The following is a 16,656-nucleotide window of genomic DNA, read 5'->3' as shown; positions in this document are numbered from 1 at the left end:
ACGAATGTTGAGCGTGACTGGGATTAGATCAATAAAATAGCAAATTTAGTGACTTATTATTTGTGAGAGTGTCGCCACTATAACTACACTTGTTTGAGTAGAGAAAAGAAATAGTGTGTGATCATGGAAGTTGCAATTGAGCGTATGGCTGTGCGTAGGCCGTGCCAACACCCGTTGAATCAACAATTAGTCAGTCTACATAAGCGTATGAAAGTTCATCATTCGCAGGTCGATAGGGTGTGCTTTGTGCTTTATAATACGCGGGATCACTTACTTAAAACCTATGCCGATAGTTCGGGTCTGGCATTAAGTCTTGCTCATGATAAAGCGCCAATCAGCGCCTTGCCCGCACTTAAACATTGTATTGAAACACGCGGGTATATTATCTTATCGGATTTACATCATTTACGTACTTCAACGCTGATTGACTCATTAATCGGCGAAGGCTATCAATCGAGCCTAGTCATACCAACCTTTTCGGCTCGTCAATTCCGTGGTTTTATTTTCCTTATTTCTTATCAAAAAATGGCTTTTGATGCGCAGGACTTTTCGATATTAAAGCCCTACATTGACATGCTTCAGAGTGCGATTCTTTCTGAATTTGAATTAGTGAATGAGCTCGTTGAAAAAGCACACCGTTTGGTGGCCCGTTCACCTGCATATCAACGAGAATCTTACGCGCACAAGCAAAGAGTGGCCGATTATAGCAATATGATTGCTCTCGGACTTACTGAACAGTATGACCTTGATGATGAGTGGGTCGAGCACTTAACGTTGTTTGCGCAATTTCATGATATCGGTAAAGTCATGTTGCCTGCGAAGCTGCTGTGTAAACAAACGCCATTGACTTCGCAAGAACTAACATTACTACAAAATCATATTTTCCAGGGAGAGAGCCTACTTGAGCAGATCGCTTTGGAGCTGGGAGAAGTGCAACATCCAAGTATCGAATTATTTCACGATATTATTGCCTATCACTATGAATTTTTAGATGGTAGTGGCTACCCGCGTCACCTGAGAGCAGAAGAAATACCAATCAGTGCCCGTATTGTCTGCGTTGCCAATATTTTTGATGCTTTGACTAGCCATAAACCCTATAAGCAAGCGTGGTCGATTCCTTATGCCTTGTTAGAGCTAGAGAAGATGGTAGGCGAGGGGAAGTTAGATCGTGATTGCGTCAACGTGCTGCGTGAGCATCAACATTCACTCAAGGCGATTATAGCGCGTTACCCGGAACGCGATCCTAAAGATGGGTGTTATTGAAAGCTAAAAGGCGTAGCAGGTATTGACCTGCTACGCCTTCTAAAATTTGGTGGCCCCTCGCAGACTTGAACTGCGGACCAATCGATTATGAGTCGACTGCTCTAACCACTGAGCTAAGGGGCCGTTAGGGGATTGATTATAGGGGATGAGGATCTAGCTGTCTAGCCAGTAGATAGGGTAAATGCGCTTAGATTTTATCCACTTAAATCCAATTGAGACAAAAAAGGTGAGCTTCTGCTCACCTTTTAATCAATCATGCCAAATAACAGCTGTAATTACTCGTCAAGGAAGCTGCGCAGAGTTTCTGAGCGGCTAGGGTGACGAAGCTTACGCAATGCTTTTGCTTCGATTTGACGAATACGCTCACGGGTTACGTCGAACTGCTTACCTACTTCTTCCAAAGTATGGTCAGTGTTCATATCGATGCCAAAACGCATACGCAGTACTTTAGCTTCACGAGGTGTTAAACCCGCTAGAACGTCTTTGGTTGCCACTCTAAGACTGGTTGAAGTCGCGGAGTCTAATGGCAGTTCTAGAGTGGTATCCTCGATGAAATCACCAAGATGCGAATCTTCATCGTCACCGATAGGTGTCTCCATAGAGATTGGCTCTTTAGCAATTTTCAGTACTTTACGGATCTTATCCTCTGGCATTTGCATACGCTCGGCCAGTTCTTCCGGTAGCGGCTCACGACCCATCTCTTGAAGCATTTGACGCGAGATACGGTTGAGCTTGTTGATCGTTTCGATCATGTGCACCGGAATACGGATGGTGCGTGCTTGGTCTGCAATTGAGCGCGTGATCGCCTGACGAATCCACCAAGTAGCATAGGTCGAGAACTTGTAACCACGACGATATTCGAACTTATCTACCGCTTTCATCAGACCGATGTTACCTTCTTGAATCAGATCCAAGAATTGTAGACCACGGTTGGTGTACTTTTTAGCGATAGAAATAACCAAACGTAAGTTCGCTTCAACCATCTCTTTCTTCGCACGGCGAGCTTTCGCTTCGCCGATAGACATACGACGGCTGATGTCCTTAATGTTTTGTACTGTTAAAGACGTCTCTTTTTCGATCACTTTCAGTTTGGCGATTGAACGACGAATATCTTCTTCGCTACGGCGGATTTTTTCTGCATACGGTTTATCCGATGCAAGAATCTCATCTAACCAAGCTTCACTTGATTCATTACCAGTGAATAGGGTAATGAATGATTTCTTCGGCATCTTACCGTACTCAACGGTCGCCTTCATGATCAGGCGTTCTTGGGTACGGACACGTTCCATCGACTTACGCAGCTCGTTTACTAAGTAATCAAACTGTTTTGGTGTTAGACGGAACTCTTTAAATACGTCAATAACAAGCTCGTGGGCGATTTGCGCTTTCGGGCTTTCTCTACCGTATTCGTTGCACGCTAACTGATAGTTTTGGAATGTGTTACGCAGCGATGTGAATTTCTCAAGAGCAAGCTCAGGATCGATACCTGTATCTTCCTCTTCTTCATCCTCATCGTCTTCTTCCTTATCTTCCTCTTCCTTATCTTCATCTTTCAGATCAGACTCAGCGAGTTCCGAACCGATATGAGTCGCAGTGGGTGCTGCAGTTTCATCGGCATCAGGATCAACAAAGCCATTGATAAGGTCAGTAAGGCGTAGCTCTTCGGCTTGAACTTTATCAAACTGTTCAAGAATATATGGGATAGTGCCCGGATACTCCGCAACTGCATTTTGAACTTGGTTAATACCATCTTCAATACGCTTGGCGATATCGATCTCGCCTTCACGAGTCAATAGCTCAACTGTACCCATTTCACGCATGTACATGCGCACAGGGTCAGTGGTGCGGCCGATTTCACTTTCTACGCTTGAAAGCGCAGCTGCAGCCGCTTCGGCCGCATCTTCATCGGTGATTGTATCGTCATCGTTCAGTGCTAGGTCATCGGCGTCAGGAGCAGTTTCTACTACTCGGATGCCCATGTCGTTAATCATCTGAATGATATCTTCGACCTGCTCTGAATCGACAATTTCTGCCGGCAGATGATCGTTTACTTCTGCGTATGTCAGATAGCCCTGTTCCTTGCCTTTAATGACAAGTTGTTTTAGCTGTGACTGCGGATTTTGATCCATAGACGGTATCCAACTTAGTATCTGGTGAAGGAATTAGTATGCGAGTTGCAAACCACACATCATAACAAATTTATTTATTGCTGACTAATCGAACAGGGTTACGCTTTTAAATCTAGCATTAATGCTAGCAGCTCCCTTCTCTCTTCGGTTGATAAACCGACACTTCTTTCTTTGGCCTGCAGGTTTTCAATTTGTTTTTCAACGCATTGGGCAAGTATCTTGTCCAATGAATCTAAAAATATATCTTGCTCGTTGTCGTCATCGAGGGGGATTTCCCACCCTGCAAGACGCGACATTAGTGCTTCGTGGCGACTATTTCGCCAATACTCAAGTAACTGGCCTGTAGTGATATTGGGATGCTGATGACAATATTCAAGCACTTCCACAAATAAACTTAAGCCTGGTACTGATAATTCTCTTACGCTCGAGAGGTCTGGTACCATTTCAGCATAGCTCGGATTTTGAATAAGCAAAGTGACCACTTGTCGCATTGGTGTACGTTTGATCTCTTTGTGCGGTTGAGATCGAGTTACACTACGTTTGTTACGTGACTGGCGTAAGCGATTATCAAAGCCTGTCCGCTCATCAAGCAATTTCTCTAATAGTTCTTGGAAGTACGGATCGGGGATTTTTTCGATCAATGCACTCGCGTGTGCGCGAAGGGCCGATTTACCTTCGTTACTGCCAAGATTCAACTGATGAATCCCAATTAGGTTATCAAACAGATAGTTCGAGAGTGGCGTTGCTTGCTTTATTTGTTGTTCGAAAGCTTCTTTACCATGTTGACGCACATAACTGTCAGGATCTTCGCCATCTGGCAAAAAAAGGAACTTGAGTGTGTTGCCCGTTTTAAGGTACTGCAACGCATTTTCTAATGCTCGCCATGCCGCTTCTTTACCCGCTCGGTCACCATCGTAGCAACACACGACCGTATTGGTTTGGCGGAACAAAAGCTGGATATGATCACCAGTTGTTGAGGTGCCCAGTGACGCCACGGAGTAATCGACCCCATATTGCGCCAGCGCCACCACATCCATATAACCTTCTACGACTAAAATCTGTTTCGGCTCGCGATGCGCTTGCATCACTTCATACAGGCCGTATAGCTCTTTGCCTTTGTGAAATATCGGTGTTTCAGGTGAGTTGAGATATTTTGGTGTGCCATCGCCAATCACGCGGCCACCAAAACCAATCACTCGACCACGGCGATCTCGGATCGGGAACATCACCCTACCGCGAAAACGGTCATAGCGATTGCCCTTGTCGTTTTCAATCAGCATACCGCCGGAAACGAGCATCTCTTGCGTCTGTGGGGTTTGACCAAAGTTTTTGCGTACCAGATCCCACTCATCCGCCACATAACCGATACCAAACTTTTGCACAACTTGCCCAGAAAGCCCACGATCTTTTAAATACTCGATGGCCACTTTACTGCTGGGTTGTTTAAGCTGATCGCGATAAAACTGTGCAATGCTGCCCATCAAGTCGTAAAGATTTCGTTTTTGCTCGGAATTGACTTGGGGTTGGTTAGTGTTGAAATCGCCACCTTGACGCTGCTCACGAGGAACATCAAGCCCTAGAAATGAGGCGAGTTCTTCAATGGCTTCGACAAAATCAAGACGTTCGTACTCCATCATAAAGTCGATGGCGTTGCCGTGCACACCACAGCCGAAACAGTGGTAAAACTGTTTTTCTTGCGAGACACTAAATGACGGTGTTTTTTCGTTATGGAAAGGGCAGCAAGCGCCGTAGTTTTTGCCTTTTTTCTTAAGTTTTACGCGAGCGTCGACAATGTCGACAATGTCGAGTCGAGCGAGGAGGTCATCAATGAAACTGCGAGGGATGTGTCCTGCCATAAAACCTTAGAAAAACGCACTAACTATTAAAAACATCGAAAGGGTAGATACAAACAAGCCGTGCATTCCAAAGGAGAGCACGGCTTGCTGCAATTGGGTTGGGAGGTTAAGCCAATTTAGCGCGAACTAAACCGCTTACTTTACCCATGTCTGCACGCCCTTGAATCTGAGGCTTGAGAATAGCCATTACTTTACCCATGTCTTGCATGCCCGCAGCGCCAGATTCAGTCATTGCACTGGCAATGAGTGTTGCGACTTCTTCTTCGCTAAGCGGTTGAGGCATAAAGTCCTCAAGTATCGTAATTTCTGCTTTCTCAGCATCGGCTAAATCTTGACGATTTGCTGATTCATATTGAGCGACAGAATCGCGACGTTGTTTAACCATTTTAGTCAGCACGGCAAGAATGTCGTCATCGCCCAGAGTAATCCGTTCGTCGACTTCACGTTGCTTAATTGCTGCTAAGGCTAAACGAATAGTACCAAGGCGCATTTTGTCCTTGGCTTTCATCGCTAATTTTTGCTCTTCTTTGAGCTTGTCAATAAGAGCCATAACTATAATCCTTTTGGACTTAGTTATTAGTACAGGCGAACGCGACGAGCGTTTTCGCGAGCTAGCTTCTTAGCGTGACGCTTTTGAGCTGCTGCTTTAGCGCGTTTGCGAACTGTAGTTGGTTTTTCATAGTGCTCACGACGACGCACTTCAGAAAGGATACCTGCTTTTTCGCAAGAGCGCTTGAAACGACGTAGTGCAACGTCGAACGGTTCGTTTTCACGTACTTTAACTACTGGCATATGCCTTTCACCTCAGGGGTTATTCGTTAACGCTGGTAACTTAGTGGACTGAACTAAATATTTTCAGTCATAACCAGCTTGATCAAAAATGGTGCGGAATTTTAATCTGATCACACTAGCTTTGTAAAGTATTTTGTTGGGTAGAGTTTGCACAAAATTTGTTTGCAAAGCAAAGGCGCGGTAAGATTGCGCCAATTTTGAATTAAACACAGAAACATCCAAGGTAAACCATGCGCATTATTGGTATCGAAACCTCTTGTGATGAAACAGGAATTGCTATTTACGACGATGAGAAAGGCTTACTTTCCCATCAGCTTTACAGTCAAGTAAAGTTACACGCTGACTACGGCGGTGTTGTCCCGGAACTGGCTTCCCGTGATCACGTTAAAAAGACCATACCGCTTATTAAAGCGGCCATGGCACAAGCGAACTTAACGCCGCAAGATATCGATGGTGTTGCTTACACCGCAGGACCAGGCTTGGTCGGCGCCTTGTTAGTTGGTGCAACGATTGGTCGCAGCCTTGCTTACGCATGGGGCGTGCCGGCAGTACCAGTGCATCATATGGAAGGGCATTTGTTGGCTCCAATGCTTGAAGACAACCCGCCTCCTTTTCCATTTGTTGCGGTCTTGGTGTCGGGTGGCCACTCGATGATGGTGGAAGTTAAAGGCATTGGTGAGTACAAAATTTTAGGTGAGTCGATTGATGATGCGGCCGGTGAAGCGTTTGATAAAACCGCTAAGCTGATGGGGCTAGATTACCCCGGTGGCCCGTTATTATCTAAATTGGCAGAGAAAGGCACTCCGGGTCGCTTTAAATTCCCACGCCCAATGACAGACCGTCCTGGTTTGGATATGAGTTTCTCGGGGCTGAAAACCTTTACGGCCAATACGATTGCTGCCAATGATGCTAGCGAACAAACCCGCGCAGATATTGCACTGGCGTTTGAAGAGGCAGTCTGTGCCACGTTAACCATTAAATGTAAGCGTGCATTGGAACAAACTGGCCTTAAGCGCATCGTGATTGCAGGTGGGGTGAGTGCTAACCGTCGTCTGCGTTCTGACCTTGAGCAGCTAGCAAAGAAAATTGGTGGTGAAGTTTATTATCCGCGTACTGAATTTTGTACCGACAATGGTGCAATGATTGCGTATGCAGGTATGCAACGTCTGAAAAATGGTGAAGTGGCCGATCTTGCTGTACAAGCAACGCCACGTTGGCCAATTGACCAGTTGGAGCCGATTGGTTAATCGGTTGTCACGATAAATAGCAATAGGGTCGCCGTTATGGCGACTTTTTAACACTAAGCCTTACCGCCAGATGAAATGAGTGAAAGAAGAAATGAATAAGTTTGCCGTTGATGGAGGCGAGATGGCCTACCTAGATGTAGGACAAGGACCCGTAGTTGTATTTGGCCATAGCTACCTTTGGGACAGTGCAATGTGGGCCCCACAAGTTGCAGCCTTGAGTCAAGATTATCGCTGTATCGTGCCAGAACTGTGGGCTCATGGTCAGTCTGATTATTGTCCTGCGACAACACGTTCACTACAGGATTATGCGGCGCAAGTACTTGCCTTGCTCGACCATTTAAGCATTGAAAACTTCTCAGTGGTTGGTCTGTCAGTCGGCGGCATGTGGGGCACTGAGCTGGTGACGTTAGCGCCTGGGCGAGTGCAATCACTGGTTTTAATGGACACCTTTGTCGGTCTTGAACCTGAGGTGACGCACGCCAAGTATTTTGCGATGCTAGAGACTATCTCTGAGCTACAGGCCGTTCCTGAGTCGATGATTGCGGCAATTACGCCACTGTTTTTCGCCAATAACGTTGAGCAAGATAACCCGCAGCTTGCCAAGGGCTTTGCACAACAATTGGCAGAGTTAAAAGGTGAGAGTGCGGTCGAAGTCGCGCGTGTGGGTCGAATGGTGTTTGGTCGTCGCGATCAGATTGACGAGGTTGAAAAGTTTTCGTTGCCAGTATTGATAGCGGTTGGTCAAGAAGATAAACCACGCCCAGTGCTTGAGTCTTATCTGATGCATGATTGTATTTCAGGTTCAGAGCTGATTCAGATCCCTAAAGCAGGGCATATCTCTAACCTCGAGCAGCCTGAATTTGTCACTCAGATGCTTAAGCGCTTTTTGACACGTGTTTACGCGTAGATATGTTGATGTAAAATAAAGCCTTGCTATGAGGCTTTTTATCCGCTTTTCTTGGCGCCAACCTTAGGTTCAGTCCCTTCAAACAGTCGTTTAATATTTTGATGATGGCGAAAGATAATCAGGCAGCACAACATCGCGACGGGAAGCGTGTATTGCGGTTTGACCATCCAGGTGTAAAAGGGAGCAAGTAGTACCGTGAGGATCGCAGCCAACGATGAGTAGCGGAATAAAAACGCCACCCCAATCCAAGTTGCAATGATCATCGCACTAAGATCGATCCCGATTGGCGCAATTGCACCGAGTGCGGTAGCCACGCCTTTTCCGCCTTTAAAATGGAAAAAAATCGGATACATATGGCCCAAACAGGCCGCGATGGCGACGATGCCTAACATGATCGGTTCAATATTTAAAAAGTAGCCGCCCCAGACCGGAATCGTGCCTTTGAGCATGTCACACAGTAGCACTGCGATGGCCGCTTTTTTGCCACCAATTCGCAGCACATTAGTTGCGCCAGGGTTATTTGAGCCCACACCACGTGGATCGGGTAAGCGTAGTACCCGACAGATCAATACCGCACTTGAGATCGAGCCCAAGAGGTAGGCGAAAATGATCATGATCAGTGCTAATGGGGTCATAGTAGAGTAACTCGTCTGAAACAGGTGTTAGCCAAGCAAGTAACTGATATCATAACGCGCCTGACACTCTCAAGCCATGGCAGTAGCCGAGTTTGAGCAACAAATAGTACGACTTTTTACCCCTCTTGGGTATCCGACCTGTAAAGGAAGACACATATGGATAAAGTATTTATCGATCAATTAGAAGTCATTACCACCATTGGTGTTTACGATTGGGAGCAACAGATTAAGCAAAAGTTAGTGCTTGATTTAGAAATCGCTCACGACAACCGACCCGCGGGTAAAAGTGATGATGTCGTTGATGCACTCGATTATTCGCAGGTCAGCCAAGTGGTACTGAGTTACATCGAACAAGGTCGCTTTCTACTGGTTGAACGAGTCGCCGAAGAGGTGGCAGAGCTTATCATGACGCACTTTAATGTGCCTTGGATTAAAATTCGCCTGACCAAACCAGGCGCGGTACCACAAGCCAAAGGGGTTGGGGTTGTCATCGAGCGAGGTCAGCTATGATCACAACCTATATTGGGGTTGGGTCAAACATACAACGGCGTAAACACATAGCAGCTGCCATTGATGAACTCAGTGGGATCGGCGAGCAGTTGCGTCTTTCGACGATATTTGAGTGTGAGGCAGTAGGTTTTGACAGCCAAGCGTTTTATAACCTCGTTGTTGAAATGAAAACACCACTGAGCTTAGCCGAATTTGCCAAGCAGTTACGTACTATCGAGCAGAAATTGGGACGGGCTGACAATGCCAGCAAGTTCGAGCCGAGAACTTTAGATCTCGATATTATTCTGTTTGGCGAGCAAGTGAGTGCATCGCAACCAGAGCTGCCTCGCAGTGACATATTTCACTATGCTTTCGTGCTTGAGCCACTCTACGAGCTTTGTCCACAACGGGTAATCCCTGCAGATGGACGCAATATCGCTCAAATCAGGCAACAAACGAATTTTGATACCACCCTCACTCCAGTTCCACTGTGGTTTAGCTATTAATTAATGAGATTGTGATGAGTTATTTTGAAGCCTTTGTCCTTGCTTTAATTCAAGGGCTAACCGAGTTTTTGCCCATTTCTAGCTCTGCCCACCTGATTTTGCCTTCGGCGATCTTAGGTTGGGAAGATCAGGGCTTAGCGTTTGATGTTGCCGTTCACGTCGGTACTCTGTTGGCGGTAATGATCTATTTCCGTCATGAAGTGGTGAGTTTACTGCGGGCGTTTTTTGCGTCGATATTTAATGGCGATCGGAGTAAAGAAGCAAAGTTGGCGTGGATGATCCTATTGGCCACCATTCCGGCGTGTGTGTTTGGCTTGTTGATGAAAGATGTCATAGAGCTTTATCTGCGCAGTGCGTGGGTGATTGCCACCACGACAATCGTATTTGGCTTATTGCTTTGGCACGTTGATAAGAAAGCCACGCTGACCGATGATGAGTATCAAGCGGATTGGAAAAAAGCGATATTCATTGGCCTTAGTCAAGCGGTGGCTATGATTCCAGGTACTTCACGATCTGGCGCGACAATCACCGCAGCGCTGTATCTTGGCTTTACTCGCGAAGCCGCCGCTCGCTTTTCTTTCTTAATGTCGATCCCTATTATCCTTCTTGCGGGAGGGTATCTTGGCCTTAAATTGGTCACCAGCGGAGAACCGATTCATATTGGCTTTCTCATGACAGGGATCGTGACGTCATTTATTAGTGCTTACCTTTGTATTCACTTTTTCCTTAAGCTGATTTCACGGATGGGGATGATGCCATTCGTGATTTATCGTTTGATATTAGGTGGCGCTTTGTTTACGTTCTTATTGATCAATTAAGCGCATAATCTTAATCAAGGCCACACAGTGCAATCTCGCGCCAGCAGTGACATTGTGATATATATGTGGTCTTTCTATTCTCTCTGCTTAGATTGACGATATGCGAATTTTTGCTCTGTTATTAATCCTGATTTTAGGCTGGCTACAATATGAATTGTGGCTAGGTAAAAATGGTATTGTCGATTTTCAAGCGATCAATGCTGAAACCCAAGTTCAGCATCAAGTGAATAGCAACCTTCAAACACGTAATGATGAAATGTTCGCTGAAATTGACGATCTGCGCCAAGGGCTCGATGCGATTGAAGAGCGAGCAAGGCACGAACTTGGAATGATCAAAGACGGTGAAACCTTTTATCGAATTATCGGTGAGGATAACTAAATGCGAACGCCTTTTTCACTGGTTGCGATTGTTCCTGCAGCGGGGGTCGGTAGCCGTATGAAAGCGGATCGACCTAAGCAATATCTTACTATCGAAGGTAAAACGGTTCTCGAACATACCGTTAAGAAACTGCTTTCGCACCCTAAGGTTGAGCAAGTAGTCATTGCGGTGACCGACGGTGATCCCTATTTTGCTGAGCTATCGCTAGCAAGTCGTCCCGATGTGGTCCAAGTTTCAGGTGGCAAAGAGCGCGCTGACTCGGTGTTATCGGCGCTTGACTATGTGCAAGCGCAACAAACGTCAGAGTGGGTAATGGTACACGATGCCGCCCGGCCGTGTATCACTTTGGCCGATATCGACAACTTAATCGAGCAATCGCTAGCCAACGCGAATGGCGCTATTCTTGCTTCACCCGTGCGAGATACGATGAAACGCGCTAATGGTCAGCAAAAGATCGATCATACCGTTGATAGGGAAGCACTATGGCATGCACTGACGCCACAAATGTTTAAAACTCAAATGCTCTTTGATGCTTTATCTGGCGCATTAGCGCAAGGCGTCGCCATTACCGATGAAGCCTCGGCTATCGAGTGGCTAGGCCATTGTCCTGCACTGGTACAAGGGAGAGCGGACAATATCAAAATAACCCAACCGGAAGATTTGGCGTTGGCTGAGTTTTATCTCAACAAAAACAAAGGATAACTCATGATTCGAATTGGTCACGGCTTCGATGTCCACAAATTTGGTGGTCAAGGCCCCGTCATTATCGGCGGAGTTGCCATTCCTTATACGCAAGGTCTTATCGCGCATTCTGATGGCGATGTGGCGTTGCATGCGTTGTGTGATGCCTTGTTAGGCGCGATTGCCGCCGGCGACATTGGCCGTCATTTTCCAGATACCGATGATAAATGGAAGGGGGCAGACAGTCGCGCTCTACTTCGGGATGTGTATCGCCGCGTGCGTGAACAAGGCTATAAGTTGGGTAATGCGGATATCACTATTATTGCTCAAGCGCCTAAAATGGCACCGCACATTGAGGCGATGTGCCAAGTCATTGCTGAGGATTTAGATACCGAACTCGGCAACATCAATGTCAAAGCCACCACTACTGAAAAACTTGGCTTTACTGGCCGTAAAGAAGGCATTGCAACCGAAGCGGTTGTGTTGCTCGTTAAAAAATAACTTGAGTTGCCCTCTGTTTGTGGCACGGAACTGAATTATGTCTGATCTTTTATCATCACTGGCGTACCTCCATGGTAAGCCAAGCGCAACAGGTAAGCTTAAAGCCAAGCCTGAGCATTTCCAAGTTAGCGAAAACTTAGGCTTTGACTTTACTGGTCAAGGCGAGCATCTAATGGTGCGCATTCGCAAAACAGGCGAAAACACCAGCTTTGTTGCTAATGAACTCGCTAAAGCTTGTGGCGTAAAATCCAAAGATGTGAGTTGGGCCGGCCTGAAAGATCGCCATGCTGTGACTGAGCAGTGGCTAAGTGTGCATTTGCCAAAAGGGGAAACACCCGATTTTAGAGCTTTTCTCGCTCAGTACCCAAGTATCGAAATCTTAGCCACTGACCGACATAATAAAAAGCTCCGTCCTGGTGACTTAGTCGGTAACCAATTTGTCGTGACCTTGTCTGACGTTTCAGACGTGGAAGATGTGGTTCAGCGCTTGGCGTTGATTAAGCAAAACGGTGTACCGAATTACTTTGGTAGTCAGCGTTTTGGTAACAACGGCAATAACCTTGTAGAGGCGAGACGTTGGGGACGTGACAATGTTCGCACTCGTAACCAGAACCAGCGTAGCTTGTACCTTTCGGCGGCACGTTCATGGATCTTTAACGCCATCGTTTCGGCGCGTATTGAGCAAACGGTGTTTACTCAAGCGGTTGTCGGTGATGTGGTGGTGAAGCAAGCTGAGCAATTGCCAGTGACTGCAGACTCGTTAGAGGCGATCAATCAGCAACTTTTGCAGCGTGAGTTAAGCTTAACGGCGGCGCTTGCAGGGGACAATGCTTTGCCAACCACAGAGCAAGCACTGGCGATTGAGCAGCCGCACCTAGACGCTGAACCGGATTTAATGGCCTTAATTTGTTCTAACCGTATGCGCCATGAGCGCCGTGAATTGGCATTATTTCCTCAACAATTGAGTTGGCAAGTCTCGGGTAATGAGATTTGCTTACGGTTTGCGCTTGATGCAGGCTGTTTTGCCACGGCGATTGTACGTGAGCTTATCGAAGAAATTGTCGTGGAGCGTCACTATTCATGAGCGATAAACGATTGAAAATACTGGTCAGTAATGATGATGGTGTGCATGCCGAGGGGATACATGCCTTGGCTGACTCCCTGCGAGATATGGCCGATGTGACGATTGTCGCTCCAGACAGAAATCGCTCTGGCGCTTCCAACTCGCTCACTTTAGAGCAGCCATTGAGAGTGAGTCAAATTGCGCCTAATGTCTATTCAGTGCAGGGTACTCCGACAGACTGTGTTCATTTTGCGCTCAATGAATTGATGAAAGATAACTTACCTGATTTGGTCTTGGCTGGCATCAATCATGGCGCTAACCTCGGTGACGATGTGCTCTATTCAGGCACCGTGGCGGCAGCAATGGAAGGTCACTTTCTTGGCGTTCAGGCGATGGCTTTTTCACTGGTTGGCAAACAGCACTTTGCGACGGCTGCAGCGGTGGCTCGTCAATTGGTGTTTCAACACTCTGTATCGCCGATCCCAACCAATCGGCTGTTGAACGTCAATATTCCTGATATAGCATGGGCAGATCTCAAACCGACACAGATCACTCGATTGGGTGCGCGTCATCACGCAGAAGCGATGATTAAGCAGCAAGACCCACGAGGCCATGATATTTATTGGTTAGGTCCTCCGGGTAAAGAGCAAGATGCTGGTGAAGGGACTGATTTTTATGCCATTGAGCAGGGCAGCGTCTCGATTACACCACTACAGGTTGATTTAACCGCGCACGAATCGCTTTCAAGTATGGATAATTGGTTAAAGGAAAAATAACAATGGCAAACCCACATGCGGACAGATTAATCGACTTTCTTGTCGCGAGTGGCATTCAAGATCAGCACGTGTTAGATGCCATCTATCGTTTACCTCGAGAACAATTTGTTTCTCAGGCAATGATGCACCAAGCGTATGATAATAACGCGTTGCCGATTGGACAAGGACAGACAATTTCTCAGCCATACATTGTGGCTAAAATGACCGAGATGCTTGGTTTAGAGCGAACTAGTCAGGTACTGGAAGTTGGTACTGGATCAGGCTATCAGACGGCGGTTCTCGCTCAGTTAGTTGACCATGTTTATTCGGTTGAACGAATTAAAGCCCTGCAGTGGGAAGCGAAGCGTCGCCTTAAGCAGCTCGATATCTACAATGTTTCAACCAAGCACGGTGATGGTTGGCAAGGATGGGCGGCGAAAGGGCCATTTGATGCGATCATTGTGACTGCGGCGGCCGAATCGGTGCCTTCAGCGCTACTTAAGCAGCTAAGTGAGGGAGGAGTGATGATGATTCCCATCGGAACGGCTGTGCAAAATCTTTACAAGATCACACGTCATGGTGATGAATATCAATCTGAATTAATTGAAATGGTTCGATTCGTTCCTTTAATTGCAGGTGACCTCGCGTAGCCATGAAGTTTCTTTCTTTGCCGTTATTATTGGTGATGTTATCCAGTGTGCTAGTTGGCTGCGCTGCCCACTCACCTGCGCCAGTTTCAGGGTTAAACAAAGACTATAGCTCGGTTGCTCGTGGGAGCTATCGTGGCAGTTATTATCAGGTAGAAAAGGGCGATACGCTCTATTTTATAGCTTACGTCACAGACAAAAATGTAAATGATCTGATTCGTTACAATGGTTTGAAAAAACCGTACACGATAAAACCTGGTCAGAAGATAAAGTTGTGGCAGCCTGCCTATAATCCACCAGCCTTTGGTGGAACTGGTGCGGGTGGCGTCGTAGCGGCGGCGGCGATACCTGCGCCATCAACACCAAGTCAAAAAAACACTCATAAAGCCAGCGGGAATAGCATAAAAAATAGACAAGAATTGATCAAAAAAGAATCAAAAAAGAAGGTTGATCAATCGAAATCAAAAGAGTATGTTGGAGTTAATGGTAAACAGAATGTTAACAAAAACGTCATTGAGCCTAAACAAAATAACAATAAAATTTCCAAATGGTTATGGCCAACGAAAGGGAGAGTAATCAAACAGTTTTCTGCTGGAGACCAAGGGAACAAAGGGATTGATATCGCAGGACAGCGAGGCCAATCCATCGTCTCAACAGCAGGTGGCACCGTCGTTTATTCTGGCAATGCGCTACGTGGTTACGGTAATCTCGTGATAATTAAACATAACGACAATTACCTCAGTGCATATGCACACAATGATAGGTTGCTCGTACACGAAGGACAGAGTGTAAAAGCCGGCCAAAAGATTGCGACAATGGGCAGCTCAGGAACGTCCAGTATTCGATTGCACTTTGAAATTCGCTATCAAGGTAAATCAGTGAATCCAAATCGCTACTTACCTTAAAAATTTACTTATTATAGTAATATGGCGACATTAGACGTAGTAATGTCTTGCTAGCTCGCCAGGGGAGGCGCTATGAGTATCAGCAATGCAGCAACGAAAGTCGAAGAGTTCGATATGGCCAACGAAGCAAAGGAATCGCTTCGAACCAAGAATTCTACTAAACCCACCAAAACAGTCGATGCTAAAGAAGATGTTGATGCATCTACTAAAAGTCTCGATGCCACGCAGCTCTATTTGGGCGAAATTGGTTTTTCTCCACTACTTACCGCAGAAGAAGAAGTTCTTTATGCTCGTCGATCGTTACGCGGAGACGAAGCGGCGCGCAAACGCATGATTGAGAGTAACCTGCGCCTAGTGGTTAAAATCTCCCGCCGTTATAGTAATCGTGGTTTGGCACTACTTGACCTCATAGAGGAAGGCAACCTTGGTCTGATTCGCGCTGTCGAAAAATTTGATCCCGAGCGCGGTTTTAGATTCTCTACTTATGCGACTTGGTGGATTCGTCAAACGATAGAGCGGGCGTTAATGAATCAAACGCGCACCATTCGTTTACCGATTCATGTCGTTAAAGAGCTCAATATTTACCTGCGTACTGCACGTGAATTATCACAGAAACTTGATCATGAACCTACCGCAGAAGAGATCGCAACACAGCTTGATAAACCCGTTGATGATGTCAGCAAAATGTTGCGCCTTAATGAGCGTATAAGCTCAGTCGATACACCGATTGGTGGTGATGGTGAAAAAGCCTTGTTAGATATCATTCCTGACATCAATAACTCTGATCCTGAAGTTTCAACTCAAGATGATGACATTCGTGATTCTTTAATCCATTGGCTCGATGAATTAAACCCGAAGCAGAAAGAAGTGCTAGCACGTCGTTTTGGTTTGCTCGGCTATGAGCCATCAACACTTGAAGAAGTGGGGCGCGAAATTAATCTAACTCGTGAACGTGTTCGCCAAATTCAAGTTGAAGGTTTACGTCGCTTGCGTGAAATCCTAATCAAACAGGGTTTGAATATGGAGAACCTGTTCAGCGTAACGGAAGACTAATTCAGTCTAAGTTGGAAAAAGCCTTGGTTT

19 protein-coding genes and 1 tRNA gene are annotated in these 16,656 nt (G+C 46.2%); 14 read left to right on the top strand and 6 right to left on the bottom strand.

Going from position 1 to position 16,656, the window contains the following annotated elements; genetic code table 11:
- Positions 1-123 precede the first annotated feature (123 nt).
- Positions 124-1,263: an HD-GYP domain-containing protein gene (locus CDZ87_RS05440; RefSeq protein WP_100752534.1), complete on the top strand. Its 1,140-nt coding sequence runs from the start codon at positions 124-126 to the stop codon at positions 1,261-1,263.
- 47 nt (positions 1,264-1,310) lie between these two features.
- Here CDZ87_RS05440 and CDZ87_RS05435 read toward each other — a convergent pair.
- The 5 genes from CDZ87_RS05435 to rpsU all read right to left on the bottom strand — a co-directional run bounded on the left by CDZ87_RS05435 (position 1,311) and on the right by rpsU (position 6,040).
- Positions 1,311-1,386: transfer RNA gene (locus CDZ87_RS05435), tRNA-Ile, on the bottom strand.
- 152 nt (positions 1,387-1,538) lie between these two features.
- Positions 1,539-3,392 (bottom strand): RNA polymerase sigma factor RpoD, encoded by a 1,854-nt coding sequence (rpoD, locus tag CDZ87_RS05430; RefSeq protein WP_038173794.1) that lies wholly within the window; start codon positions 3,390-3,392, stop codon positions 1,539-1,541.
- 98 nt (positions 3,393-3,490) lie between these two features.
- Complete coding sequence (gene dnaG / locus CDZ87_RS05425) at positions 3,491-5,248, bottom strand: DNA primase (RefSeq protein WP_100752533.1); 1,758 nt, start codon at positions 5,246-5,248, stop codon at positions 3,491-3,493.
- A 106-nt stretch (positions 5,249-5,354) separates the two neighbouring features.
- Complete coding sequence (locus tag CDZ87_RS05420; RefSeq protein ID WP_100752532.1) at positions 5,355-5,798, bottom strand: GatB/YqeY domain-containing protein; 444 nt, start codon at positions 5,796-5,798, stop codon at positions 5,355-5,357.
- Between the two features lie 26 nt (positions 5,799-5,824).
- Positions 5,825-6,040, bottom strand: a complete 216-nt coding sequence (gene rpsU / locus CDZ87_RS05415; protein ID WP_001145625.1) for a 30S ribosomal protein S21 — start codon at positions 6,038-6,040, stop codon at positions 5,825-5,827.
- A 230-nt stretch (positions 6,041-6,270) separates the two neighbouring features.
- Between rpsU and tsaD the strand changes: the two genes are divergently transcribed.
- Both tsaD and CDZ87_RS05405 read left to right on the top strand, forming a co-directional pair.
- On the top strand, positions 6,271-7,287 hold the full coding sequence (gene tsaD / locus CDZ87_RS05410) for a tRNA (adenosine(37)-N6)-threonylcarbamoyltransferase complex transferase subunit TsaD (RefSeq protein ID WP_100752531.1): 1,017 nt from the start codon (positions 6,271-6,273) through the stop codon (positions 7,285-7,287).
- 91 nt (positions 7,288-7,378) lie between these two features.
- On the top strand, positions 7,379-8,194 hold the full coding sequence (locus tag CDZ87_RS05405; RefSeq protein WP_100752530.1) for an alpha/beta fold hydrolase: 816 nt from the start codon (positions 7,379-7,381) through the stop codon (positions 8,192-8,194).
- Positions 8,195-8,232: 38 nt separating this feature from the next.
- Here the strand turns inward: CDZ87_RS05405 and plsY are convergent, their stop codons facing one another.
- The gene (gene plsY, locus CDZ87_RS05400; RefSeq protein WP_100752529.1) at positions 8,233-8,829 is read right to left on the bottom strand and encodes a glycerol-3-phosphate 1-O-acyltransferase PlsY; all 597 of its coding nucleotides are present in this window, start codon (positions 8,827-8,829) and stop codon (positions 8,233-8,235) included.
- 156 nt (positions 8,830-8,985) lie between these two features.
- Between plsY and folB the strand changes: the two genes are divergently transcribed.
- The 11 genes from folB to rpoS all read left to right on the top strand — a co-directional run bounded on the left by folB (position 8,986) and on the right by rpoS (position 16,626).
- Positions 8,986-9,339: a dihydroneopterin aldolase gene (folB, locus tag CDZ87_RS05395; RefSeq protein WP_100752528.1), complete on the top strand. Its 354-nt coding sequence runs from the start codon at positions 8,986-8,988 to the stop codon at positions 9,337-9,339.
- Positions 9,336-9,824 (top strand): 2-amino-4-hydroxy-6-hydroxymethyldihydropteridine diphosphokinase, encoded by a 489-nt coding sequence (folK, locus tag CDZ87_RS05390; RefSeq protein WP_100752527.1) that lies wholly within the window; start codon positions 9,336-9,338, stop codon positions 9,822-9,824. Before folB ends, folK begins: the two co-directional genes overlap by 4 nt.
- A gap of 14 nt (positions 9,825-9,838) precedes the next feature.
- Entirely contained in the window at positions 9,839-10,642 is an 804-nt protein-coding gene (locus CDZ87_RS05385; protein WP_100752526.1) for an undecaprenyl-diphosphate phosphatase, read from the top strand.
- 100 nt (positions 10,643-10,742) lie between these two features.
- Positions 10,743-11,021 carry a cell division protein FtsB gene (ftsB, locus tag CDZ87_RS05380; protein ID WP_100752525.1) on the top strand — a complete coding sequence of 93 codons (279 nt, stop codon included), beginning with the start codon at positions 10,743-10,745 and terminating at the stop codon, positions 11,019-11,021.
- The gene (ispD, locus tag CDZ87_RS05375; protein ID WP_100752524.1) at positions 11,022-11,723 is read left to right on the top strand and encodes a 2-C-methyl-D-erythritol 4-phosphate cytidylyltransferase; all 702 of its coding nucleotides are present in this window, start codon (positions 11,022-11,024) and stop codon (positions 11,721-11,723) included. It begins immediately after the preceding gene.
- A 3-nt stretch (positions 11,724-11,726) separates the two neighbouring features.
- Positions 11,727-12,203, top strand: coding sequence for a 2-C-methyl-D-erythritol 2,4-cyclodiphosphate synthase (ispF, locus tag CDZ87_RS05370; protein WP_100752523.1), 477 nt, complete (start codon positions 11,727-11,729; stop codon positions 12,201-12,203).
- Positions 12,204-12,240: 37 nt separating this feature from the next.
- Positions 12,241-13,287: a tRNA pseudouridine(13) synthase TruD gene (truD, locus tag CDZ87_RS05365; RefSeq protein WP_100752522.1), complete on the top strand. Its 1,047-nt coding sequence runs from the start codon at positions 12,241-12,243 to the stop codon at positions 13,285-13,287.
- The gene (gene surE / locus CDZ87_RS05360; RefSeq protein WP_100752521.1) at positions 13,284-14,042 is read left to right on the top strand and encodes a 5'/3'-nucleotidase SurE; all 759 of its coding nucleotides are present in this window, start codon (positions 13,284-13,286) and stop codon (positions 14,040-14,042) included. The genes truD and surE overlap by 4 nt, the downstream gene beginning before the upstream one ends.
- 2 nt (positions 14,043-14,044) lie before the next feature.
- Positions 14,045-14,671: a protein-L-isoaspartate(D-aspartate) O-methyltransferase gene (locus tag CDZ87_RS05355; protein ID WP_100752520.1), complete on the top strand. Its 627-nt coding sequence runs from the start codon at positions 14,045-14,047 to the stop codon at positions 14,669-14,671.
- 2 nt (positions 14,672-14,673) lie between these two features.
- A complete protein-coding gene (locus tag CDZ87_RS05350) occupies positions 14,674-15,573 on the top strand; it encodes a peptidoglycan DD-metalloendopeptidase family protein (protein ID WP_100752519.1) in 900 nt (299 codons plus the stop codon).
- A gap of 72 nt (positions 15,574-15,645) precedes the next feature.
- Positions 15,646-16,626: an RNA polymerase sigma factor RpoS gene (rpoS, locus tag CDZ87_RS05345; protein WP_100752518.1), complete on the top strand. Its 981-nt coding sequence runs from the start codon at positions 15,646-15,648 to the stop codon at positions 16,624-16,626.
- The last annotated feature ends 30 nt before the right edge of the window (positions 16,627-16,656 follow it).

Origin of the sequence: Vibrio salilacus (assembly GCF_002811245.1) — a bacterium.
GTDB classification, from domain to species: Bacteria; Pseudomonadota; Gammaproteobacteria; order Enterobacterales; family Vibrionaceae; genus Vibrio; species Vibrio salilacus.
Note: the sequence above shows the minus strand (reverse complement) of the source record. Positions and strands in the feature narration are given on the sequence as shown.